Origin of the sequence: Alkalihalobacillus pseudalcaliphilus (assembly GCF_028610675.1) — a bacterium.
In the GTDB taxonomy this organism is placed as follows: domain Bacteria; phylum Bacillota; class Bacilli; order Bacillales; family Bacillaceae_D; genus Alkalihalobacillus; species Alkalihalobacillus pseudalcaliphilus.
Window position 1 is genome coordinate 51,076 of record NZ_JAQQWS010000016.1, and the last position, 22,512, is coordinate 73,587.

25 protein-coding genes and 1 other annotated feature are annotated in these 22,512 nt (G+C 39.1%); all 25 genes read right to left on the reverse strand.

Annotated features, from left to right (window positions below):
* Positions 1-120: 120 nt before the first annotated feature.
* Entirely contained in the window at positions 121-726 is a 606-nt protein-coding gene (locus PQ479_RS19900; protein WP_047990210.1) for a class I SAM-dependent methyltransferase, read from the reverse strand.
* Positions 727-807: 81 nt separating this feature from the next.
* Positions 808-1,170 (reverse strand): 50S ribosomal protein L7/L12, encoded by a 363-nt coding sequence (rplL, locus tag PQ479_RS19905; RefSeq protein ID WP_047990155.1) that lies wholly within the window; start codon positions 1,168-1,170, stop codon positions 808-810.
* A gap of 60 nt (positions 1,171-1,230) precedes the next feature.
* Positions 1,231-1,728: a 50S ribosomal protein L10 gene (gene rplJ / locus PQ479_RS19910; RefSeq protein ID WP_047990154.1), complete on the reverse strand. Its 498-nt coding sequence runs from the start codon at positions 1,726-1,728 to the stop codon at positions 1,231-1,233.
* Positions 1,729-1,768: 40 nt separating this feature from the next.
* Positions 1,769-1,906, reverse strand: a sequence feature (ribosomal protein L10 leader region).
* A 57-nt stretch (positions 1,907-1,963) separates the two neighbouring features.
* Positions 1,964-2,704: a 50S ribosomal protein L1 gene (gene rplA, locus PQ479_RS19915; protein ID WP_069187732.1), complete on the reverse strand. Its 741-nt coding sequence runs from the start codon at positions 2,702-2,704 to the stop codon at positions 1,964-1,966.
* 69 nt (positions 2,705-2,773) lie between these two features.
* Positions 2,774-3,199 carry a 50S ribosomal protein L11 gene (gene rplK / locus PQ479_RS19920; protein ID WP_003322595.1) on the reverse strand — a complete coding sequence of 142 codons (426 nt, stop codon included), beginning with the start codon at positions 3,197-3,199 and terminating at the stop codon, positions 2,774-2,776.
* A 159-nt stretch (positions 3,200-3,358) separates the two neighbouring features.
* Entirely contained in the window at positions 3,359-3,892 is a 534-nt protein-coding gene (nusG, locus tag PQ479_RS19925; RefSeq protein ID WP_047990152.1) for a transcription termination/antitermination protein NusG, read from the reverse strand.
* A gap of 88 nt (positions 3,893-3,980) precedes the next feature.
* Positions 3,981-4,175, reverse strand: coding sequence for a preprotein translocase subunit SecE (gene secE, locus PQ479_RS19930; RefSeq protein WP_053070506.1), 195 nt, complete (start codon positions 4,173-4,175; stop codon positions 3,981-3,983).
* Positions 4,176-4,322: 147 nt separating this feature from the next.
* Positions 4,323-4,472, reverse strand: coding sequence for a 50S ribosomal protein L33 (gene rpmG / locus PQ479_RS19935; protein WP_083991341.1), 150 nt, complete (start codon positions 4,470-4,472; stop codon positions 4,323-4,325).
* Between the two features lie 200 nt (positions 4,473-4,672).
* On the reverse strand, positions 4,673-5,320 hold the full coding sequence (sigH, locus tag PQ479_RS19940) for an RNA polymerase sporulation sigma factor SigH (RefSeq protein WP_047990151.1): 648 nt from the start codon (positions 5,318-5,320) through the stop codon (positions 4,673-4,675).
* An 84-nt stretch (positions 5,321-5,404) separates the two neighbouring features.
* Positions 5,405-5,914 carry an NYN domain-containing protein gene (locus PQ479_RS19945; protein WP_047990150.1) on the reverse strand — a complete coding sequence of 170 codons (510 nt, stop codon included), beginning with the start codon at positions 5,912-5,914 and terminating at the stop codon, positions 5,405-5,407.
* Positions 5,915-5,921: 7 nt separating this feature from the next.
* Positions 5,922-6,668 (reverse strand): 23S rRNA (guanosine(2251)-2'-O)-methyltransferase RlmB, encoded by a 747-nt coding sequence (gene rlmB, locus PQ479_RS19950; RefSeq protein ID WP_047990149.1) that lies wholly within the window; start codon positions 6,666-6,668, stop codon positions 5,922-5,924.
* Positions 6,665-7,087, reverse strand: coding sequence for a Mini-ribonuclease 3 (locus PQ479_RS19955; protein ID WP_047990208.1), 423 nt, complete (start codon positions 7,085-7,087; stop codon positions 6,665-6,667). The genes rlmB and PQ479_RS19955 overlap by 4 nt, the downstream gene beginning before the upstream one ends.
* Before the next feature lies 1 nt (position 7,088).
* Positions 7,089-8,486, reverse strand: coding sequence for a cysteine--tRNA ligase (cysS, locus tag PQ479_RS19960; protein WP_047990148.1), 1,398 nt, complete (start codon positions 8,484-8,486; stop codon positions 7,089-7,091).
* A gap of 131 nt (positions 8,487-8,617) precedes the next feature.
* Positions 8,618-9,268 carry a serine O-acetyltransferase gene (cysE, locus tag PQ479_RS19965; protein WP_047990207.1) on the reverse strand — a complete coding sequence of 217 codons (651 nt, stop codon included), beginning with the start codon at positions 9,266-9,268 and terminating at the stop codon, positions 8,618-8,620.
* 576 nt (positions 9,269-9,844) lie between these two features.
* Complete coding sequence (gene gltX / locus PQ479_RS19970) at positions 9,845-11,299, reverse strand: glutamate--tRNA ligase (RefSeq protein WP_047990147.1); 1,455 nt, start codon at positions 11,297-11,299, stop codon at positions 9,845-9,847.
* A gap of 79 nt (positions 11,300-11,378) precedes the next feature.
* On the reverse strand, positions 11,379-11,858 hold the full coding sequence (ispF, locus tag PQ479_RS19975; RefSeq protein ID WP_047990146.1) for a 2-C-methyl-D-erythritol 2,4-cyclodiphosphate synthase: 480 nt from the start codon (positions 11,856-11,858) through the stop codon (positions 11,379-11,381).
* Position 11,859: 1 nt separating this feature from the next.
* On the reverse strand, positions 11,860-12,546 hold the full coding sequence (ispD, locus tag PQ479_RS19980) for a 2-C-methyl-D-erythritol 4-phosphate cytidylyltransferase (protein ID WP_047990145.1): 687 nt from the start codon (positions 12,544-12,546) through the stop codon (positions 11,860-11,862).
* Positions 12,547-12,779: 233 nt separating this feature from the next.
* On the reverse strand, positions 12,780-13,856 hold the full coding sequence (locus PQ479_RS19985) for a PIN/TRAM domain-containing protein (protein ID WP_047990144.1): 1,077 nt from the start codon (positions 13,854-13,856) through the stop codon (positions 12,780-12,782).
* Between the two features lie 147 nt (positions 13,857-14,003).
* Positions 14,004-15,077, reverse strand: a complete 1,074-nt coding sequence (gene disA / locus PQ479_RS19990; RefSeq protein WP_047990143.1) for a DNA integrity scanning diadenylate cyclase DisA — start codon at positions 15,075-15,077, stop codon at positions 14,004-14,006.
* A 7-nt stretch (positions 15,078-15,084) separates the two neighbouring features.
* Positions 15,085-16,458, reverse strand: a complete 1,374-nt coding sequence (gene radA / locus PQ479_RS19995; protein WP_047990142.1) for a DNA repair protein RadA — start codon at positions 16,456-16,458, stop codon at positions 15,085-15,087.
* A gap of 403 nt (positions 16,459-16,861) precedes the next feature.
* Positions 16,862-19,309, reverse strand: a complete 2,448-nt coding sequence (gene clpC / locus PQ479_RS20000; protein ID WP_047990141.1) for an ATP-dependent protease ATP-binding subunit ClpC — start codon at positions 19,307-19,309, stop codon at positions 16,862-16,864.
* Positions 19,310-19,327: 18 nt separating this feature from the next.
* Positions 19,328-20,404 carry a protein-arginine kinase McsB gene (locus PQ479_RS20005; protein WP_047990140.1) on the reverse strand — a complete coding sequence of 359 codons (1,077 nt, stop codon included), beginning with the start codon at positions 20,402-20,404 and terminating at the stop codon, positions 19,328-19,330.
* Position 20,405: 1 nt separating this feature from the next.
* Positions 20,406-20,933, reverse strand: coding sequence for a protein-arginine kinase activator protein McsA (locus tag PQ479_RS20010; protein WP_047990139.1), 528 nt, complete (start codon positions 20,931-20,933; stop codon positions 20,406-20,408).
* A gap of 17 nt (positions 20,934-20,950) precedes the next feature.
* Positions 20,951-21,424 (reverse strand): CtsR family transcriptional regulator, encoded by a 474-nt coding sequence (locus tag PQ479_RS20015; RefSeq protein ID WP_047990138.1) that lies wholly within the window; start codon positions 21,422-21,424, stop codon positions 20,951-20,953.
* A gap of 316 nt (positions 21,425-21,740) precedes the next feature.
* The gene (locus tag PQ479_RS20020) at positions 21,741-22,040 is read right to left on the reverse strand and encodes a hypothetical protein (protein ID WP_047990137.1); all 300 of its coding nucleotides are present in this window, start codon (positions 22,038-22,040) and stop codon (positions 21,741-21,743) included.
* Positions 22,041-22,512: the final 472 nt, after the last annotated feature.

Sequence of the window (22,512 nt, forward strand, 5' to 3'; positions counted from 1 at the left end):
TTATTCTAGTATAACCATTATTATCCTGTTATAATCAAATAATCCTTGACTTTTTCATTTTTTGCACAACAAAAAATAGGTAGTTATACGCATTAAATAACAATACCACAAAACAAAGGCTCAGTCAATTTTTTTGGCGACGATTAAATAGTAGCCTTTTTTCTTCTTATAAACCTCACTTTGACCAAACACTTCATTTAATTTCTCAATAGCTGAGGGTGCCCCTTGTTTCTTTTGGATGACGACCCATAACTCACCTAACGGCTTAAGATGTTCATAGGCTTGTTCAAGAATATCATGGACAACCTTTTTCCCCGCTCGAATAGGTGGATTCGTTACAATTAATGCAAAATTGTTTTCCTTCACCTTCTCAAAGCCATTGCTTTGATACACCTTCACATTATTAACTCCATTTTCTTCGGCGTTGATTTGCGAAAGCAATAAGGCTCTTTCATTAACATCAACCATCGTCACATCACGCTCCGAATTCTTCCTGGCTAACGTTAAGCCGATCGGACCATAACCACAACCGACATCAAGAATCGGACCAACAGTAGAAGGTACTATCATTTCTTCAATTAAAAAACGACTCCCAAAATCAACCTCACCTTTTGAGAATACACCACGATCCGTCGTAAATGAAAAGGATAGGCCAGCAAGTTCAGTGTTCCATTTTCTGACGTCACTTTCTATCTGTGGTTGTTTGGAATAATAATGTTCTGACATAACCAAGGCAATCCCTTCTTATATATCCTAGTGAGAGAAAAAAAGACCCGCTTTGACGCGAGTCTTTTTCACTTTATCAAATTACTTAACTGCTACAGAAGCTCCTGCTTCTTCAAGTTTAGCTTTGATTTCTTCAGCTTCTTCTTTGCTAGCGCCTTCTTTAACTGGAGCTGGTGCACCATCTACAACAGCTTTCGCTTCTTTAAGACCAAGACCAGTGATTTCACGAACAACTTTGATTACGTTGATTTTAGATCCACCAGCAGACTCAAGAATTACATCGAATTCAGTTTGCTCAGCAGCGCCACCGTCAGCAGCTCCACCAGCTACAGCTACAGGTGCTGCAGCCGTTACACCAAACTCTTCTTCAATTGCTTTAACTAAGTCGTTAAGCTCTAAAACTGTCATTTCTTTAATCGCTTCAATAATTTGCTCTTTGCTCATTTTATTTTCCTCCTATTATTGGTTTTCTTTTATGAAACATTCCTTAAGCAGAAGCTACTATTAAGCTCCTTGCTCTTCCTTTTGCTCTGCAACAGCTTTTGTAACAAGCGCCATGTTGCGCATTGGTGCTTGAAGAACGCTGAGTAGCATAGAAAGAAGTCCATCGCGAGACGGTAGTTCCGCAAGCGCTTTGATTTCTTCTGCAGATGCAACTTGACCTTCGATAACACCAGCTTTAATTTCAAGAGCTTCGTGTTTTTTCGCGAACTCATTGATAATTTTAGCAGGGGCAATTACATCATCAGCACCAAATGCAATCGCAGTTGGTCCCACTAGATGTGAATCTAAGTCAGTAAGCTCAGTAGCTTCTGTCGCACGACGAGTTAATGTGTTTTTGTAAACCTTAAACTCGATACCAGCTTCACGAAGCTGCTTACGTAATTCTGTTACTTCAGCAACATTAAGACCACGGTAATCAACCACTACTGTTGATTTACTGTCGCGTAATTTAGCTGCAATATCAGAAACAACTTGTTGTTTTTGTTCTAGTATGCTCATTGTTACACCTCCTAGAGTTTGTTGTTCCATACCCGGACGTATTAAGCTATAAAAAGCCCTCACGCTATAATAGACATGAGGGCATTATGGACTCTAATTGAAGAATCTATATCGCTTACCTCGGTAGGATAATTAAGCTAAAAGCCCCTACTGTCTACGGTATGAATGTTAATTTTATTTGAATGCTCTCGCACACTCCTAGAAGTATACGCAGCTTCCAATCAAATGTCAACTATTATTTTGTTAAAGCAGATGCATTAACACGAACTCCAGGACCCATAGTTGAAGCAACCGTTACGTTCTTCACATAAGTTCCTTTCGCCGCAGCAGGCTTAGCTTTCATTAATGTATCGATAATTGTTTTGAAGTTCTCCGTTAATTTCTCAGTTTCGAACGACACTTTACCGATAGGAACATGAATGTTACCCGCTTTATCAACACGGTATTCTACTTTACCAGCTTTAATTTCGTTGATCGCTTTTTCTACGTCAAATGTTACAGTTCCTGTTTTAGGGTTTGGCATTAAGCCTTTTGGTCCAAGGACACGACCTAATTTACCAACTTGTGCCATCATATCTGGTGTTGCTACGATTACATCAAACTCGAACCAACCTTGGTTGATTTTGTTAATATAATCCTCATCACCTACGAAATCAGCTCCAGCAGCTTCTGCTTCTTTTGCTTTTTCGCCTTTAGCAAATACTAAAACAGATTGTGTTTTACCTGTTCCATTTGGAAGTACAACCGCACCACGGATTTGTTGGTCCGCTTTTTTAGGGTCAACTCCAAGACGTACAGCTACTTCTACAGTTTCGTCGAACTTAGCAGTCGCTGTCTTCTTCACTAATTCTAATGCTTCATCTACTAAATAAGCTGTATCACGATCAACTAATTTAATAGCATCTTGATACTTTTTACTCTTTTTAGCCATGTTTATTTCCTCCTCAAATGTGGTTTTAGCGGTAGAACCTCCCACTATGAAAGGTTGCGAACCTAATAATAGGGATGAGGACTCGCCTCAATCGCAACCTCGTGAGTCTTACCTTTAATCTTCAATCACAATACCCATGCTACGCGCAGTTCCTTCAACCATGCGCATTGCTGCTTCAACATCAGCTGCATTTAAATCTGGCATTTTTGTCTCAGCAATCTCGCGTACTTTATCACGCTTGACTGTTGCAACCTTATTACGGTTTGGCTCGCCAGAACCAGACTCAATTCCTGCTGCTTTCTTAAGTAGAACGGCAGCTGGAGGAGTTTTCGTAATAAATGTAAACGAACGGTCTTCAAATACCGTAATTTCTACAGGAATGATAAGACCAGCTTGATCTGAAGTACGAGCATTAAACTCTTTACAGAATCCCATGATATTAACACCTGCTTGACCTAGTGCAGGACCAACTGGTGGTGCTGGATTTGCTTTTCCAGCAGGAATTTGTAACTTAACCATTTTAATTACCTTTTTCGCCACGTGACACACCTCCTTAGTCCGTGATGTGGTATCCGGGCTCTTCACCCTCCCACTCAAAAAACGGATGCATGCATGCACCCGATTGGCTCATGTTAATAAACCATTATCAACCATGACGATTTTATCATCTTCACCGACCAATTTCAAGTTTTTTTCAAATTAAATCTTTTCAACCTGTCCAAACTCTAGTTCTACCGGTGTTTCACGACCAAACATATTAACATGCACTTTTAATTTCTTTTTGTCGACAAGAATCTCTTCTATCGAGCCAACAAAGTTAGCGAACGGACCTTCTTTCACCTTCACTGATTCCTTAAGTTCAAAATCAATCTCGGCTTTCGGTTCCTCTACACCCATTTGTTTCAGGATGCGATCAACTTCATCAGGCATTAGCGCTGTAGGTTTCGATCCCGCACCAGCCGAACCAACGAAACCAGTCACACCTGGCGTATTCCGCACAACATACCAGGAATCGTCCGTCATTAACATCTCAACGAGTACATAACCAGGGAAAACTTTCCTAGAAACGGTTTTACTTTTCCCGTTTTTCACTTCTGTTTCTTCTTCGACAGGAACAAGAACACGGAAGATTTTATCGGCCATTTCCATCGATTCAAGACGCTTTTCTAGATTCGCTTTTACTTTATTTTCATACCCAGAGTAAGTATGAACAACATACCAATTTTTTTCCATGCTTTCAGGACGGTAGCGTCCTTCCCTCCTCATAGAGTTTAATAAAAGCCTTAACACTTCATTAAGGCTATCTATTTAAACCACTTTATTAACCAACTAATCGTTCTACTATGGCTGAAATCCCTAAATCAACAGCCCAAAAGAAAAGTGACATAATGATAACTGTTACAATAACTACAACTGTATAGCGAGTGAGTTCCTTTCTCGACGGCCAAGAAACCCTTTTCATCTCACGTACAACACCGCCAAAGAAATTGCCACTACTTTTTTCACCGTTTGCCAAACGAGACACCTCCAACACACCAATCAATATAGACAAAAGTATGATTATCTATTCCGATCTACGTATTTTTATTGTAATTGATTTACATATAAGCCAAATAAAATAGTTATTTCTAAAACCATCATTCAACAAATCTATCAGAATGCCTTACTTCGTTTCCCGATGAAGCGTATGCTCATTACAGGTTTTACAAAACTTCTTGATCTCTAAACGTTTTGTCTCGTTTTGGTTATTCTTATTTGTTGAATAATTACGAGATTGACAGATACTACACGCAAGGGCAATTTTTGCTGACAATACTTGTCCACCCCCAGTTTAGACGTACATACATACATTTTCACTCTAGCACAGCTAAAATAGGGTGTCAATTCAATCTCAAGATTATATCGATGTATCTTATATTTTTCACATGTAACTAACAGAGAAATAAAAACATAAAGCATGGTGCAAAGTTCTAAACTTCACACCATGCTTTTTGAACTTTCCGACTTATTGATTTACAATGTCACACCTTTTAACTCCACATAACGCTCTAACTTACGCTTCACCCGTTGCAGTGCATTATCAATCGACTTGACATGCCGGTTTAAATCTTCTGAAATTTCTTGATAGGAACGTCCATCTAAATAAAGCATCAAAACCTGCTGTTCGAGCTCGCTTAAAATCTCACCCATTTTCAATTCAATGTCTGCAAATTCTTCTTGATTAATTAGAAGTTCTTCTGGATTGGTTACACGTGTTCCGCATATTACATCAAGTAATGTACGGTCGGATTCTTCGTCGTATAAAGGCTTGTCCAATGATACGTATGAATTTAATGGGATATGTTTTTGTCTGGTTGCTGTTTTGATCGCTGTAATAATTTGTCTCGTTACACAAAGCTCAGCAAAGGCTTTAAATGATGATAGCTTCTCACCATTAAAGTCTCTGATCGCTTTGTAAAGACCAATCATACCTTCTTGCACAATATCTTCATGATCGGCACCTATTAAAAAATAGGATCGAGCTTTTGCCCGAACAAAATTTTTGTACTTCGTAATTAAATATTCAAGTGCCGCACCGTCTCCTAAGCGTGCCTGTCCTACTAATTGATCATCATCAAACTGGTTAAAATCCGGCTTTGCTAAAGTTTCTTGAAGGTCCATGCTCAAAACAATCCCCCCCGACCTAGGTGCTGTTAAATTATAGAAACATTATATAGCACACTTTTCGAGAAGGTCAACTACCCTTTATAAACCTCGACGCCATTTTTCAAAAATTTCTGCCACTTCATCAGAAAGCTTGAGATTTGTCGTTCTTTGGCTTTTTCTTGTTTTTTCGACAGCATGATGAATGCCCTTTGTCATCATTTCTGTTTCAATTAAGAGCTCTCTCGCTGACTTCCTCAAAGCCCCTTTTCCAAACGTTATCGACTGTTCAGTGAAATCAGAAGTTGCCACATGGATCGTGCGATCGAGACGCTTTAATTCCGAAACTAACTTTTCAATTCTCTCATCAGCCGTTTCATTTTTCCCTGTATAAATCACATCTACTCGATAATTCTTATACTTCTTCCCTACACCCTCAACCATATGGGCATCAAAGACCACTTTGACCTCATAACCGGTAAACCCTTGGTATTCCGCCATCACTTCAACTAACTTATTCCTTGCTAGGTCGAGGTCCTTATCTTTTAAGGTGCGCAGCTTCGGCCACGCACCTATAATATTGTATCCATCGACAAGTAATATATCTTTCATTTTCTTATCACTTACCTAGTGGCTTTCGATTTCGATATACTTCATACATCAATAAGCTTGCTGCAACAGACGCATTCAAAGATGTAACCTGACCAACCATCGGAATTTGAATGAGGAAGTCGCATTTCTCCTTGACGAGCCTACTCATCCCTTTACCCTCACTACCGATCACTAATCCAATCGGCATATCATAGGAGGCTTGTCTATAATCTTGTTCGCCTTTTGCATCCGTTCCAACAAACCATAAGCCTCGTTTCTTTAAATCGTCCATCGTCCTTGCCACATTGGTCACTCGAACAACCGGAATATATTCAATCGCTCCTGTTGATGCTTTGGCAACGGTTTGGGTCAGCCCTACTGCACGACGTTTAGGAATAATCACACCATGCGCACCTACTGCATCAGCCGTTCGCAATATCGATCCTAAGTTATGTGGATCTTCTAACTCATCTAATACAAGGAAAAATGGTTCTTCATTACGGCTTGCAGCAACCTCAAATAAATCATCTACCTCTTTATACTCATAGGCAGCAATAGAAGCGACAACCCCTTGATGATTGGTCGTTTTCACTAGTTGCTCTAACTTACGTTTTGGTGCTTGCTGGACCAATACCTTCTGTTGTTTGGCTAAGTCTATCACTTTTGCCATTTGGCCTTTTTGTGCACCTTCAGCAATCCATATCTTGTTAATCGTATGGCCTGATCGCAATGCTTCTATTACAGGGTTTTTACCGACAATAAACTCTTCACTCATGGGCCCACCTCCTCGGTATTTTTGAAAGTAGCTAGTGCCTGTCCAACGACTTCATCTAATCTCTCTTTTTCACCCAGTACATATAGATAGCCTAGTAATGCCTCAAGTGCAGTGGCATAACGATATGTCTGAACATCTGTATTTTTAGGGACAGAACCTGACTTGGCATTCCGGCCTCTCTTAACAACGGCAACTTCCTGCGCTGTTAAAAACCCTTCGTCAAGTAATGATCGTACCATCATTGCTTGTGCTTTGGCGGAGACATAACTCGTCGCTTCCTTATGCAGCTGGTGTGGCCGAACTTTCCCTTCAGCAATTAATTGATAGCGGACATACATATCTAAAACCGCGTCGCCCATATAAGCAAGGGCGAGCGGGTTTAATTGCTTTAAATCAATTGTTGGCTCCATTAATTTCATATTATCCACGTTTCCAACGAACCCCCTGTGCCGTATCCTCTAAGAGAATTCCTTTTTCTTTTAGAAAATCTCTGATTTCATCAGCACGTGCAAAATCCTTGTCTACTCTTGCTTGATTTCTCTGTATAATTAGCTCATCAATTTCTTCATCCAAGATCTCTTCTTCTGTAGCCAATTGCAAGCCTAGCACCGATGCAAGTTCATCTAAACGCTCAATAAAAGCTTGAAGAACCCGTTCAGATGTTTGTTCTTCGCGTAAATAACGATTCGCTTCTTTTGCTAACTCAAACATCACTGAAATCCCATTGGCAGTATTGAAATCATCGTCCATTTCTTCAATAAATGCTTCTTTCGCTCCCTCGATCTTTTCAAGCCACTCAGCTTCTTCTCCATAATTAGCTGATTTTTCTAAGCGGTGCACTAAGCTTTGTCTAGCTCCTTTTAAGCGCTCAAGACCTCGTTTGGCTCCCTCTAATAATTCATCACTAAAGTTAATCGGACTACGGTAATGAGCAGTCAGCATGAAAAAACGAATGACTTCTGGAGAATGCTGTTGAATCATGTCATGTGCCAAAACAAAATTCCCGAGCGACTTCGACATTTTTTCATTATCAATATTAATAAATCCATTGTGCAGCCAATAATTAGCCATCGGTTTTTCTGTTAATGCTTCCGATTGTGCAATTTCATTTTCATGATGTGGAAACGTTAAATCTTGACCACCTGCATGAATATCAATCGTCTCACCTAAATATTTTTTCACCATAGCGGAGCATTCAATGTGCCACCCTGGTCTACCATGCCCCCAAGGGCTTTCCCAAGAGATCTCTCCTTCTTTAACATCCTTCCATAACGCAAAGTCTAATGGATCCTCTTTTCGCTCATCTACTTTAATACGTGCGCCAGAACGCAAATCCTCAATCGATTGTGAAGATAATTTTCCATAATCCTTAAATTTTCTAGTACGATAGTATACATCGCCATCAGCTTCATAGGCATAGCCTTTGTTAATCAGTTTCTCAATAAATTCGATGATTTCCGGAATCGTTTCTGTTACGCGAGGATGATGATCGGCCTTATTCACACCTAAGGCACATGTATCTTCGTGATAAGCCTCAATAAATTTATTGGCCACTTCAAATACGTCTTCACCTAGTTCGTTCGCTGCTTTAATAATTTTATCATCGACATCCGTGAAGTTAGAAACAAAATTCACTTCGTAACCACGGTATTTCAAATAATTGCGGACTACATCATACACAATCGGTGGTCTCGCATTACCAATATGAATGTAGTTATAAACCGTTGGTCCACATACATACATCTTGACCTTACCTTCTTCAAGAGGTATAAACGCTTCCTTCTTTTTCGTTAAACTGTTGTAAAGCTTTATTGCCATACGAATTTCTCCTTTATAATCATCTCTTGCACTCTTTAAACCGTCATTTGACTAATTAATATATTCACGATCGATTCATTCGTTCTTATTATGGTCGTTATGAGCAGAAAAGAAACGGTTAGTTACCATTCTTATTCCTCATTTTGTTTGCTTCTAAGCTCTTTTCTTAAGGAAAGGATTTCTTCCTCTAGCTCTTTCAATTTATCAGCAATTGGATCTGGTAACATGTGATGATTCAAGCTTTGCTCTACTTTAATACCATCTTGGACCACGATTTTACCCGGAATTCCAACAACCGTTGAATTAGGGGGTACTTCTTTTAAGACGACGGAGCCTGCTCCTACTCTAGCGTTTTCACCAATGGTAAAAGATCCTAAGATTTTTGCCCCTGAGGCAATTAATACACCATCAGCAACCGTTGGATGTCGTTTCCCCTTCTCCTTACCTGTTCCACCTAATGTCACTCCTTGGTATATGGTGACATCATTTCCTATTTCACATGTTTCACCAATAACCACACCCATACCGTGGTCAATAAACACTCGTTGCCCTATCACTGCACCAGGGTGAATTTCAATACCTGTGATAAAACGATTCACCTGTGATAATAATCTACCGATGAAATAAAACTTCTTTTTCCACAACCAATGAGCGAAACGATGCATCCAAATGGCATGCACACCCGAATAAGTAAAAATGACCTCAAACCGACTTCTTGCTGCTGGATCGCGATCAAAAACAACATCTAAATCACTTAGTAATGTTCTAAATACTTTTTTCAACTCCACTCACTCCCCCCGAAAGCTCGCTCAACTCATAATAAAAACGCCTCTATGCATTCTTACATGCACAGAGGCGCTCGCGCACGGTTCCACTCTGTTTAATGATCCAAAAGTAGTTTTGCTTTTTAAGTCGGATCATCTTCTCTTTTTGGCGTATAACGTCGCTACACGCTCTCCCCTACTAATCAAGTTCAAGGAAAGGCTCAAGGGTGCACGTATACAAGTCTTTCGTTAGATTACTTTCAGCCATCGGTAATCCTCTCTTTCAACGAAAGGAGCTTGTAACACTCCCTCTCAACACGTTCATCATATATAAATGTATTTTGTATGAAAGTTAGTGCGAACATAGAGCGTTACTGTCGCTACCGAAAATTATGCTCGGCGTCCTGCGGGGTGGCACTGAACTAACTGGCACAGCCAGTGGATTTCAGCCCGCCACTATGTCCCATAGGAGTCTCCGCATGTTTGGTCTGCTGAGTACTGCTCATTTTCTCAATTACAACTAACAAACAACTTCATACATGTTTATTTTTTATATTTTTTAATTCTTATAGTATGCGAAATTACTTGATGCGTTTATACTAATTTGTTTAGGCGGGCTATTACAACTTCTTTACCTAATAGTTCGATGGAATCGGCAAGCTCTGGACCGTGTGTTTGACCTGTTGTAGCCACACGAATTGGCATAAATAACTTTTTCCCTTTATATCCTGTTGCTTTTTGAGTTGCTTTAATTGCACCTTTGATGTTAGCTGCAACAAATTCATCTAATTTCTCTATTTCTTGTAAAAAGCCACCCATGACTTCTGGCACCTGCTCTTCATCTAGCACAGACTGAGCCTCTTCATTATACTCAATTTCTGTTTTAAAGAACAACTCTGTTAGCTCAACAATTTCTGCTCCGTAATGAAGTTGTTCTTGATATAAGCTCACAAGACGTTCCACCCATCGCGCTTGCTCCGGTGACATCTCTTCTGGTAACCTACCAGCCTTCTGTAAGTGTGGTATGGTCAACGCTAATACACGATCGATATCCGCTTTTTTCATATACTGATTATTCATCCAAGCTAATTTTCCTGTGTCAAAAACAGCTGGCGACTTTGATACTCGCTCGAGGCTAAACTGTTCCTCTAATTCTTTTAATGAGAAAATTTCTTCCTCACCAACAGGCGACCAGCCCAGTAGAGCAAGGAAATTAACAATCGCTTCTGGTAAATACCCTAAATCCTTATATTGTTCAACAAACTGAATAATGGACTCATCACGCTTACTCATCTTTTGACGATCAGCATTTAATATTAATGATGCATGAGCAAAAGTAGGGACTTCAAATCCAAACGCTTCAAAAAGCATCACTTGTCTTGGTGTATTCGATAAATGCTCTTCACCACGGATAACATGGCTAATCTTCATGAAGTGATCATCAATGACAACGGCAAAGTTATACATCGGTACACCGTCTTTACGAGCAATAACAAAATCACCAATTCCATCAGATTCAAAAGATACTTCACCACGAACTGAGTCCGAAATCTTAATAACCTGACCTCCCGGAACACGGAAACGAATAACAGGCTTTAATCCTTTCGCTTCATAAGCTTGTCGTTGTTCCTCTGTTAAATCACGGTCCCGGCCACTATAACGAGGCATTTCACCACGAGCAAGCTGTGCATCTCGCTCCGCTTGTAACTCCTCCTCCGTCATATAACAGTAGTACGCCTTTCCTTCTTCTAACAGCTTATTAAGGTGTTGGGTATATACATCCATTCTTTCCATGCTACGGTAAGGACCATAAGGACCACCAACATCAACACTCTCATCCCAGTCTATACCGAGCCATTTCATACTATCTAATAATTTCTCCATCGCTGTTTCAACATTACGGGCTTGGTCTGTGTCCTCAATACGCAGAACAAACTTACCGCCTTGATTTTTTGCATATAAATAATTAAATAAAGCAGAACGAGCCCCACCAATATGTAAATGTCCAGTCGGACTAGGAGCAAAACGAACACGAACTTCCTTAGTCATTCTCTACACTCTCCGTTTCTGTATCAAGCCTAATCGCTTTTTCACTTTTCTTATTGTAGCACCAACTTAAGGCTGGTCGTCAAGACTGTTTTGTTAACAAAATAACCGCTTGTGACGCAATACCTTCTCCTCTACCCGTGAAACCCAATTTCTCTGTTGTTGTTGCTTTTACATTAATTTGTTCCAAGTCTGCTTCCAGTAAAGTAGCAATTCTTGTTCTCATTTCTTGTATATGAGGGGCCATTTTCGGCATTTGGGCAATAATTGTACAGTCAAGATTACCTAATACATAGCCTTTATCCTTCACTAATTTCCAAACATCCATTAATAGCTTTGCTGAATCAGCATCTTTAAATTCTGCTGACGTATCAGGGAAATGCTTCCCAATATCGCCCTCTGCTATCGCACCTAAAGCAGCATCCGCAATCGTATGTAATAAAACATCGGCATCAGAATGTCCAAGTAGCCCTTTCTCATAAGGAATGGTTATACCTCCTAAGATTAAAGGTCTACCTTCCACAAGCTGATGCACATCAAAACCTTGTCCAATTCTGAACATGCTATTCCCTCACTTCCCTCTCTAGGATCGCCTCTGCAAATAATAAATCCTCTGGTGTTGTAATCTTAATATTATAATAATCTCCCTCAACAATCGCAACTGGGTGCTTGACCCATTCAACTAAGCTTGCATCATCCGTTCCTATTCGACCTTCTTGTAATGCTTGTTGATGAGCTTCTTGAATGATGGGTAATTGAAAAGCTTGAGGTGTTTGTACATTCCAAAGCAACCGACGCTCTAACGTTTTGCTCACACGTTGCTGATGAACCTCTTTAATCGTTTCTTTCGTTGGAACCGCCAAAATAGCCGCCCCTACTTCTTCGGTTTTAGCGATTAGTTGATGGACATACGCTTTTTTTACAAACGGTCTTGCTCCATCATGAATGAGTACGATTTTTTCCATATCAATAGCTGCGATGCCTACTCTAACACTATCTTGTCTTTCCGCCCCCCCTACCAAAATGACTTTGACCTTTTCATAATGAAAATCCCGAACAATCTGTTTCAGTATATCTATTTCATCTTGATGAGCCACGATTATGATCTCTTCACACCATTCATCTTCTTCAAAAGCTTTGAGTGTATAAGTAATGAGAGGTTTTCCTTTAAGTTCAATGAATAGCTTATTTCTCCCTGCCTGCATCCGTTTACCTTGGCCTGCTGCCAACAAAACGAGACTGTATCCCATGTCGCTCGCTCCATTCCCGTTTCTTATCTGTTTTATTTTAGCACGAATGACCACCATCATGCTTGATAAAAGCTTACTCTTGAAGGTTCACTCAGATCAGTATTTTAAATTTCTAGAAACAGACTGTAAAAATAAATGCTGACTAAAAAAAGTAGATGAGAAATAGCCTTTGGGCTTTCCATCTACTTTTCTCCTTGTATGGATGATATAATAGCTCACTCTTAGAGTTAAGATTATAATGCCTTTTCTAACGCTTTCGGTTTGGCAAAAATCATACGTCCCGCGCTTGTTTGTAGAACACTTGTCACAATTACATCAATATGTTTATTAATATAATCACGTCCACCTTCCACAACAATCATCGTTCCATCATCTAAATAGGCGACACCTTGATGGTGCTCCTTACCATCCTTAATCACTTGGACATTCATTTCTTCACCGGGTAACACAACCGGTTTAACCGCATTGGCCAAATCATTAATGTTTAAAACCGCGACACCTTGAAGCTCACACACTTTATTTAAATTAAAATCATTGGTTACAACGACACCAGATGTTAATTTAGCTAACTTAACAAGCTTACTATCTACCTCTTGCACCTCTTCAAAGTCACCTTCGTAAATTTCAACATTCACCGGTAACTCTTTTTGAATCTTATTTAATATATCTAAACCTCTACGACCTCGATTTCGTTTTAACACATCGGAAGAGTCAGCAATGTGCTGCAATTCCTCTAAAACAAAACCAGGAATTACCAATGTCCCTTCTAGAAAACGCGTCTTACAAATATCGGCTATCCGACCATCAATAATGACACTCGTATCTAAAATCTTGAGATCAGAGTCCTTATTCACATCATCTTTATTCTTTTCACGACCTAACTGCTTCGTAACCGTAAATACTTGGATAAGCTCATCCCGCTTTTTAAAACCAATTTGAAAACCAAGATACCCTAATAAGAGAGTAAGAAAAATCGGTAATATTGAACTAACAAACCCAAAATCAAAGGCATTTAATGGAATTAAAAAGGCAACTATAAGACCAATAATTAAACCCATCGTTCCAAAAAGTACGTCCGTTACTGGTGCTTTTAAGATCGCTTCTTCTAGCAGCTTAATGAGACGAACAAAATAATCAGCTACCAATAAACTAAGAAAATATAATAGCAAACCACCCATAACTACTCCGACATATGGAGATAATAACCAATTCGTCTCTACCCCTATTAATTGAATTAACTCAGGCATATAAATGAATCCTAATGTCCCTCCAATTAATATAAAACATAATTGTATAATCCGTTTAAGCAATGCTATTTCACCTCCTTGCCTTTATTATAGACAAGTTTTCAAAATCAAAACCTAGCAAACTCTATTTCACATAAAATTCCATTATTAAGCGTCAATTTCACCTTTTTTCAACACGCTTTTGTCGAAAATTTAGAAGAAAGGAGCTACCTAGATATGTCGGTCAACAAAAAGCTGCTCTTGGATACGGTTCAAACCATTTTTAATCATTTTAGCTCGAGCTTCACCAATCCCATCCACCTCATCTAATTCATCAATACTTGCAAACATAATATGGGCAAGATCACCGTACTTTTCAATTAGATTCTCAATAATTAAATTAGGTAAGCGTGGAATTCGATGAAGTATTCGATAACCTCTTGGCATAACTGATTGATCTTGTACATTCGTCATGCGACTATACCCTAAAATCTTGACGATTTCATTGTCATCTAATAACTCGGGCGACTCACTTTTTGTTAATTCACGTAAGGTCTCATAGACATCCGTTTTCTTTTCCTTGACATAATCTTTTAGCAAGTAAATAGCCTCTTTTTCAATATTTGAAACCAGCTCATTTAATTGCATCGTTATGAGACGACCTTCATCCCCAAGTTCGTTGACATAATTAATAATTTCGCGCTTAATACGCAATACCATTTGCACGCGATGAATAACTTGGATTACCTCTTGAAACGTGACAAGCTGTTCAAATTCTAGTGCGCCAAGGTTTGTTACCCCTTGATCTAAGACAACTTTATACTTTTCTAACGTTTGCACCGCTTGATTCGCTTTAGTTAAGATTACACCGATATCTTTGAGTGCATAACGGTTCTCCCCTTGATACAAGGTAATGACATTTCGGCGTTGAGAGATCGAGATAACCAAGTTGCCTGTTTGTTTCGCCACACGCTCTGCAGTCCGGTGCCTAATCCCTGTTTCGTTGGATTCAATTCCATTATTAGGTACTAGCTGTGTATTGGCATATAAAATTCTCGTTCCATCTTCATTTAAAATAATCGCCCCATCCATTTTTGCTAATTCATATAGATAAGCCGGTGAGAAATCACAGTTAATAAAAAAGCCACCGTCAACAATATTCATCATTTCATTGTTGTAACCGAGCACGATTAATCCACCTGTATTTGCTCTTAAAACATTATCAATTCCTGCTCGTAATGCTGTTCCTGGTGACACTAACCTTAATACGTCTTGAATAAAATTACTCTTTTTACGTTCATCCATTTCTCTATTACCCTCCTAACACCGTATCCAATGCTTCCTCTAAGCTAGAAACACCAACCACTTCGATCCCCTTTGGAAATGTCCAACCACCGATATTTTTCTCAGGAATAATAACTCTTTTAAAGCCTAGTTTAGCAGCTTCGTTGACTCTTTGTTCAATTCGAGCTACTCTTCTTATTTCACCAGTTAAACCAATTTCACCGATGGCGACATCCATTGGATTGGTCACTTGATTTCTAAAGCTTGAAGCAATGCTTATAGCCACCGCTAAATCTACGGCTGGCTCATCTAATCGTATGCCCCCTGCGACATTTAAATAGGCGTCTTGGTTTTGTAATAATAAGCCGACTCGCTTTTCTAATACAGCCATTAATAAGGAGACTCGATTATGGTCAATTCCCGTTGCCATTCTTCTAGGATTCCCAAAACTAGTTGGACTGATTAGCGCTTGTAGCTCAACCAATACCGGACGAGTCCCTTCCATTGATGCAACTACAATGGAACCTGCCACACCTTGTGAACGTTCTTCAAGAAAGATTTCTGAAGGGTTTAACACCTCTTCAAGACCTAGCTCTTTCATTTCAAAAATGCCCATTTCATTCGTCGATCCAAAACGATTTTTGACCGCTCGTAATATTCGATATGTATGATGTCTCTCCCCTTCAAAATAAAGAACAGAATCAACCATATGCTCAAGTAATTTGGGCCCAGCAATTGAACCTTGCTTTGTTACATGACCGACGATAAAAATGGACACACCTTTTGTCTTAGCTATTTTCATAAATGTTGCTGTACATTCTCGAACTTGTGCAACACTACCCGGAGCAGAGGAAATTTCGTCTTGATATACCGTTTGAATGGAATCAATAATCACTAATACTGGATTAACTTCATCTATAGCTTGCTCGATGAGACTAATATCAGTTTCTGCTAAAACAAACAACTCATCATTGCTTAAATGTAACCTATCGGCCCGAAGTTTCGTTTGCTTCACGGACTCTTCACCTGAAATATAAAGGACACGTTGCTTCTCGGCAGCAAGCTTTGATGAAAGTTGTAAAAGTAGCGTTGATTTACCAATACCCGGGTCACCACCAACTAAAACAAGTGAGCCAGGTACAACGCCACCACCAAGTACTCGATTTAGCTCCACCATAGTCGTATTTATTCTCGGTTCCTTCTCACTTTCAACCTTCATAATCGATTGTGGTTTGGCCACTCCCTGTGTCGAGGTTACATACCCTCTACTTGAGGCCTTGACTGCTTGCTCAAATTCTTCCACCATCGTATTCCAACCCTGACAACCAGGGCACTTCCCCATCCATTTAGCTGATTCATATCCACATTCTTGACAAACAAACTTGGTCTTTTTTTTCGCCACCTAACCTACCTACTTCCTTGAAACATTCTTGCTTATATTGTAGCAAAAATCAGCTATAAAAGTTGGAATTATGATCCTATGTTTATACTCTTATTAGAATGACCCTCTAGCATGAAAATTAAGCATTGATTTTGGATGAAAGTATACTTAGTATGACGTGGAGATATAACTTTCGCCTATGTTATTGCCTTGTTTTTCGTTTTGTACGTTTTTTCACTCTCTTTTTCAGATCGAAAATCCGGCATTCCGCATATTTTAACGCGTTACTAATGGCATGGACATAACCTACTTTATATAATTTTCTTCTATATCTTGACTACCTTTTATTGTATGGTAAAAAGCCAGGAGTTTATGACAACTCCTGGCCCTTCAAAGAAAATGTTACTAGCTCTCTTAAAAAGACCTAGTTTTTAACTTTCGTATCTTCTTTAGCAACAACATATAATTCATCATCTTTTACATCAATGACCGCTCTTTGTCCCTTTGAAATCGTACCCTTTAACAACTCTTCAGATAACCGATCCTCCACTTGCTTTTGCAAAGCACGGCGTAATGGTCTTGCTCCATACTCTGGATCATAACCAATATCAGTAATTTTATCTAATGCCTTCTCCGTTAACTCTAAGTCAATTCCTTGCTCATAAAGACGCTTCTTTAACTGCTCTGCCATTAAATTCGTAATTTCACGAACATGCTTCTTCTCAAGTGAGTGGAAAACAATAATTTCATCGATACGATTTAAAAATTCTGGGCGGAAGCTACGTTTTAACTCGCTCATAACTTTATCTTTCATATCTTTATATTCTTGACCTTCACTTTCAATAGCGAAACCTAAATATTTGTTTCGTTTTAAAGCACTCGCCCCAACATTAGATGTCATGATAATAGCTGTATTACGAAAATCAACCGTACGCCCTTTTGAATCGGTTAAACGTCCATCCTCAAGCACTTGAAGTAAAATGTTAAAGACTTCTGGATGTGCTTTTTCAATTTCATCTAATAAAATCACTGAATATGGTTTACGACGTACCTTCTCTGTTAATTGTCCGCCTTCTTCATGACCGACATATCCAGGAGGAGAACCTACTAGGCGACTCGTCGCATGCTTTTCCATATACTCTGACATATCAATTCGAATAACCGAGTCTTCATCACCAAATAACGTTTCAGCTACCGCTCTTGCTAATTCGGTTTTACCAACACCCGTAGGCCCTAAGAATATAAAAGAACCAATTGGACGCTTCGGATCCTTCAAGCCTGCACGAGCACGGCGTACCGCTTTGGAGATTGATACGACCGCCTCTTCTTGGCCAACGACACGACCGTGAAGAATCTCTTCCATACGTAATAGACGATCCGTTTCTTCCTCTGCTAATTTCGAAACAGGTACTCCCGTCCAGCTTGCTACAACTTGGGCAATATCATCAACGACCACTTCTGTGTTTTCTTGACCTTGTTTTTTCTTCCACTCATTCTTCATTTCATCTACATCTTCACGCAGACGCTGTTCTGAATCACGTAATGATGCTGCTTTTTCAAATTCTTGGCTTTGTACAGCTGCATCTTTTTCTTTCCTTGTCTCTTCCAGCTTTTGTTCAAGTTCTTTTAAGTTCGGTGGAGCTGTATAGGAACGAAGACGAACTTTAGAAGCTGCTTCATCAATTAAATCAATCGCTTTATCTGGTAAAAAACGATCGGTAATATATCGATCTGATAGTTTCACGGCTTCAGAGATGGCATCATCTGTAATCGTAACGCGATGATGAGCTTCATAACGATCACGCAGGCCATGGAGAATCTGAATAGACTCTTCTAATGTTGGCTCATTGACTTGTATAGGCTGGAACCTACGCTCTAATGCCGCATCCTTTTCAATATACTTACGGTATTCATCTAATGTGGTCGCTCCAATACATTGAAGCTCCCCACGTGCTAATGACGGCTTTAAGATATTTGAAGCATCAATCGCCCCTTCAGCTCCACCTGCACCAATTAACGTGTGTAATTCATCAATGAATAAAATAACATTGCCTGCTTGGCGAATTTCATCCATAACCTTTTTTAAACGGTCCTCAAATTCACCACGATATTTAGTTCCAGCAACAACTGTTCCCATATCTAATGTCATAACTCTTTTATTTCGAAGTGTTTCCGGTACCTCATTCGCAATAATCGCTTGTGCTAATCCTTCAGCTATTGCTGTTTTACCAACACCTGGCTCACCAATTAAGACAGGGTTATTTTTTGTACGCCTACTTAAAACTTGAATAACACGCTCAATTTCCTTACTACGACCTATAACAGGGTCAAGTGCTTCCTCACGGGCAATCGCAGTTAAATCACGAGCTAAGCTGTCTAAAGTCGGTGTGCTAGCATGGCTTGCTGCTCCACTTTGTTGTGCAGAGCTACCGACTTCATTACTCCCTAATAATTGCAACACTTGCTGACGAGCTTTATTTAAACTAACTCCGAGATTATTCAAGACTCGAGCGGCTACACCTTCACCTTCACGAATTAAACCAAGCAAGATATGTTCGGTACCTACATAGGAGTGACCAAGCTTACGTGCTTCATCCATGGATAATTCAATGACCTTTTTTGCACGCGGTGTATAATGAATAGTTTTAGATCCTTCTTGGCCTTTACCAATAAGCGTTTCCACTTCTTTTTGGATTTTCTCAGAGCCTAAGCCTAATGCCTGTAAAGCTTTCGCTGCAATTCCTTCACCTTCTCGGATTAAACCTAAAAGAATATGCTCTGTTCCTATATTATTATGTCCTAAGCGAATTGCTTCTTCCTGTGCCAAAGCTAATACCTTTTGTGCTCGTTCTGTAAAACGTCCAAACATCATAGACGCCCACCTCCATCATTAGTTATCTGTCTTCTCCTCTAATTGCAAGCGCTCACGTATTAACGCAGCTCTTCTTTCATCACGCTGGTCAGCGTTCAGCACATCTCCAGCAAATTGCTGCAAAAATCCCGGCTGTGTTAAAATCATTAATTCATTAAGGATATTCCCTGATATTCCTTTTATTAACCCTAAATCAATACCTAAGCGAACATCTGATAAGCGTTGAGTTGCTTCTTTGGATTCTATGACCCTACTGTGAGCCAAAATACCATATGAACGATATACTCGGTCTTCAAGTTGAAGCTTTGAATTTTCCAATAAGTACTCTCTAGCTGCCTTTTCTTGTTGAATAAGTTGGAGAACTACACCTCTTAAATCCTCCACAATATCTTTTTCAGATTTTCCTAAAGTTAACTGGTTAGATACTTGAAATAGGTTACCTAATGCTTCGCTACCTTCACCGTAAATTCCTCTAACAACTAATCCTAATTGATTAATTGCAGGTAAAATCCGATTTAATTGTTGGGTCATCGCAAGTGCTGGTAAGTGCATCATAACCGATGCCCGTAAGCCCGTTCCAACATTTGTGGGACAACTCGTTAAATACCCCCGCTTTTCATCAAAGGCATAAGTGAGGTGTTCTTCAATCCAATCATCTATTTCACCGGCAGTTTCCAACCCATTTATTAATTGAAAGCCCGGAAATAAGCATTGAATGCGAAGATGGTCCTCTTCATTTAACATAATACTTATAGATTCATCCTCACTTAATAATACGGCACCAAACTTAGATTGTTCCGCCAAATTTGGACTTATTAAATGCTTCTCAACTAACACCCTTTTTTCATTAACCCTCATATCTTCCATTAACAAAAGCTCTAATGGCTTAACACTTTCGGGCCTCTTATCTTTTAACGCCTCATCAACATGCTTAACTATAGCTTGAGATTCCTCAGTAGAAGCTAAAAGGGGGAACTTAAATTGCTTTATATTACGAGCAAGACGAATTCGACTACTTAATACAATCTCTGATTCCACGCCATCCTCTTTCATCCAAGGGCTGATGGCCTCTGATATAAATCGTTCTAAAGACATGTCAAGAGCCCTCCTCTTGTTCATTCATTAATACGGTTAATTGCTTTACTTCATCACGAATTCGCGCAGCTTCTTCAAATTCTTCTTTATCAATGAATTTTTTCATTTCTGTTTTTAGTTCCGTAATCTGACGCTTTAATTGGATTTTTCCCCCGATACGTTTAGGCACTTTGCCTGCATGAACTTTATTACCACTATGCACTCTTTTTAAAATTGGTTCTAACTTCAATTCAAAGTTCTCATAACAATGAGCACAACCAAAGCGACCGATTCTTGTAAATTGTTCATAAGTCATGCCGCAATTATCACATGTCAGATTATTTATAGATGCTGATTTCCCTTGTACAGGCTGCTCAAAATTTAATAATCCAGATAGTAATTGATGAATAGAGAAGCTATTTGTACCAGGGAATTGCTCACCCTTCTCCCTTGCACATTGTTCACAAATATGGAATTCTGTTTTTTCCCCATTTATGATTTTGGTAAAATGTAATGTTGCTTGCCTTTGTTGACAATCTTGACACTGCATGTTCTACACCACCTAACTTATTCATCTGTATCAATATACTTTAATGTTCGTATCATTGCTTTTAACAAATTGGCTCTAATTTCGTCACGATGCTGAATCGATGTTTGATAGTGAGTTCTTTCCATGGCACTAAGCATTAATTTGCATTCACGCTTTGAAATGGACTCCTCTTCATATAAGCGTATAATGATATTTTCCGCTGCCTGCTGGTCAATCCCGCGTCCAATTAACTCAATAATTTGATCATATAAAGCAATTTCAGTAGCGGGTTGTACTTTAATAATACGGATATATCCACCACCACCCCTTTTACTTTCTACCAAATATCCTTTTTCAATTGTAAATCGTGTTCCAATAACATAATTTATCTGGGAAGGGACACATTGAAATTGACGTGCGAGTTCACTTCTTTTTATTTCGACAATATCTTTACCACTATTCAAAAGTATTTTCTTTAAATAGCCTTCAATAACATCGGAAACATTTTTCAACTTATTCCCTCCTTCCAAAAAGGCATTCCCTTTGACAAAATACTACAATTTTTGACTTTGACTATCTTTGACTTTATACGTATATTATAAGCAAGCACGAATAAAAGTGCAACAAATCTACTCCACCTAGTATAGCCTTATATCTTATAAAACATTCGTATGATGTATTGATACCGCACAGGTAGAAATAAGGTTGATTCATTTATAAGAGTTTAGTTCGTTACTTTTTAGACTTGGAGTATGCCAAAAAATCCATTTTGAAATTAGGTGCTTCAAAATGGATTTCACGCTCCAGAAATAATCTCCTTACAATCAGTTACGAATACCTTACTTTATTCTTATAATCAAAAATAAAATAACCAACTAAGAAACCAATTCCAGGTCCTATACTAACCGCATATAACATGGAAATTGGTGAGAACATACTTAGTAAAATGCCTAACCCCGCTCCCATAATCATTCCATATGTTAACAAATTAACAGATTGATTCTGCTCTTCTTCCTTATATTTGCCCTTTTTATAATTATATATCATACTTCTGATGACAAATACCGATATGGTTCCAACTATGAGAAGAGGTAACACAGCCATCAAAATATCAGTAAACAACTCCATATCAGGACCACCTTTCACCTCAAAATTAAATAAAATAATCTAAACAATAAGTTATTTATTACTTTAACATATTTCTTACGTTCATGCTGTACGAAGATAAATTCCCTACAAACGATTATAATAAAGACAAATATTAGTCACCTAGCAAATCGTTCTTCAATCTTTTTCAGGTGCCTTGCTTCTAGGTGCTGTTTTTCCAAACAGTCCCTTTTGCTGCGAGCTTGATCTGCCTGACAACGTCCTACTGTCTCTTCGGTCCTCTTCTTTCAGGGCATGAAGCTTCTTCTCCGATGTCTCTCACGAACGTATTTGATTCTCTTCCTTCGATCGCTTTCCGGGGCTTCGCTTCGTAGGAGCTGCTTCTTCGAACCAGCGCTCTTTTGCGCCGAGTATACTCTTTATGCATATTAAAAAGCACAATCCAAATGGATTGTGCTTTATCGCCTGGCAACGTCCTACTGTCTCTTCGGAT

Bases quoted from the DNA above. Each gene is read 5' to 3' on its own strand.
- clpC (WP_047990141.1), bottom strand. From the start codon at position 19,309: ATGATGTTTGGACGTTTTACAGAACGAGCACAAAAGGTATTAGCTTTG.
- nusG (WP_047990152.1), bottom strand. From the start codon at position 3,892: ATGGAAAAAAATTGGTATGTTGTTCATACTTACTCTGGGTATGAAAAT.
- ispD (WP_047990145.1), bottom strand. From the start codon at position 12,546: ATGGGATACAGTCTCGTTTTGTTGGCAGCAGGCCAAGGTAAACGGATG.
- gltX (WP_047990147.1), bottom strand. From the start codon at position 11,299: ATGACTAAGGAAGTTCGTGTTCGTTTTGCTCCTAGTCCGACTGGACAT.
- rplJ (WP_047990154.1), bottom strand. From the start codon at position 1,728: ATGAGCATACTAGAACAAAAACAACAAGTTGTTTCTGATATTGCAGCT.
- PQ479_RS20005 (WP_047990140.1), bottom strand. From the start codon at position 20,404: ATGTCTTTAGAACGATTTATATCAGAGGCCATCAGCCCTTGGATGAAA.
- PQ479_RS19955 (WP_047990208.1), bottom strand. From the start codon at position 7,087: ATGAAATTAATGGAGCCAACAATTGATTTAAAGCAATTAAACCCGCTC.
- ispF (WP_047990146.1), bottom strand. From the start codon at position 11,858: ATGTTCAGAATTGGACAAGGTTTTGATGTGCATCAGCTTGTGGAAGGT.
- PQ479_RS20010 (WP_047990139.1), bottom strand. From the start codon at position 20,933: ATGCAGTGTCAAGATTGTCAACAAAGGCAAGCAACATTACATTTTACC.
- rlmB (WP_047990149.1), bottom strand. From the start codon at position 6,668: ATGAGTGAAGAGTTTATTGTCGGTAAAAACCCTGTAATAGAAGCATTG.
- PQ479_RS20020 (WP_047990137.1), bottom strand. From the start codon at position 22,040: ATGGAGTTGTTTACTGATATTTTGATGGCTGTGTTACCTCTTCTCATA.
- rplL (WP_047990155.1), bottom strand. From the start codon at position 1,170: ATGAGCAAAGAGCAAATTATTGAAGCGATTAAAGAAATGACAGTTTTA.
- sigH (WP_047990151.1), bottom strand. From the start codon at position 5,320: ATGGACCTTCAAGAAACTTTAGCAAAGCCGGATTTTAACCAGTTTGAT.
- disA (WP_047990143.1), bottom strand. From the start codon at position 15,077: ATGGATGAACGTAAAAAGAGTAATTTTATTCAAGACGTATTAAGGTTA.
- PQ479_RS19900 (WP_047990210.1), bottom strand. From the start codon at position 726: ATGTCAGAACATTATTATTCCAAACAACCACAGATAGAAAGTGACGTC.
- cysS (WP_047990148.1), bottom strand. From the start codon at position 8,486: ATGGCAATAAAGCTTTACAACAGTTTAACGAAAAAGAAGGAAGCGTTT.
- PQ479_RS19945 (WP_047990150.1), bottom strand. From the start codon at position 5,914: ATGAAAGATATATTACTTGTCGATGGATACAATATTATAGGTGCGTGG.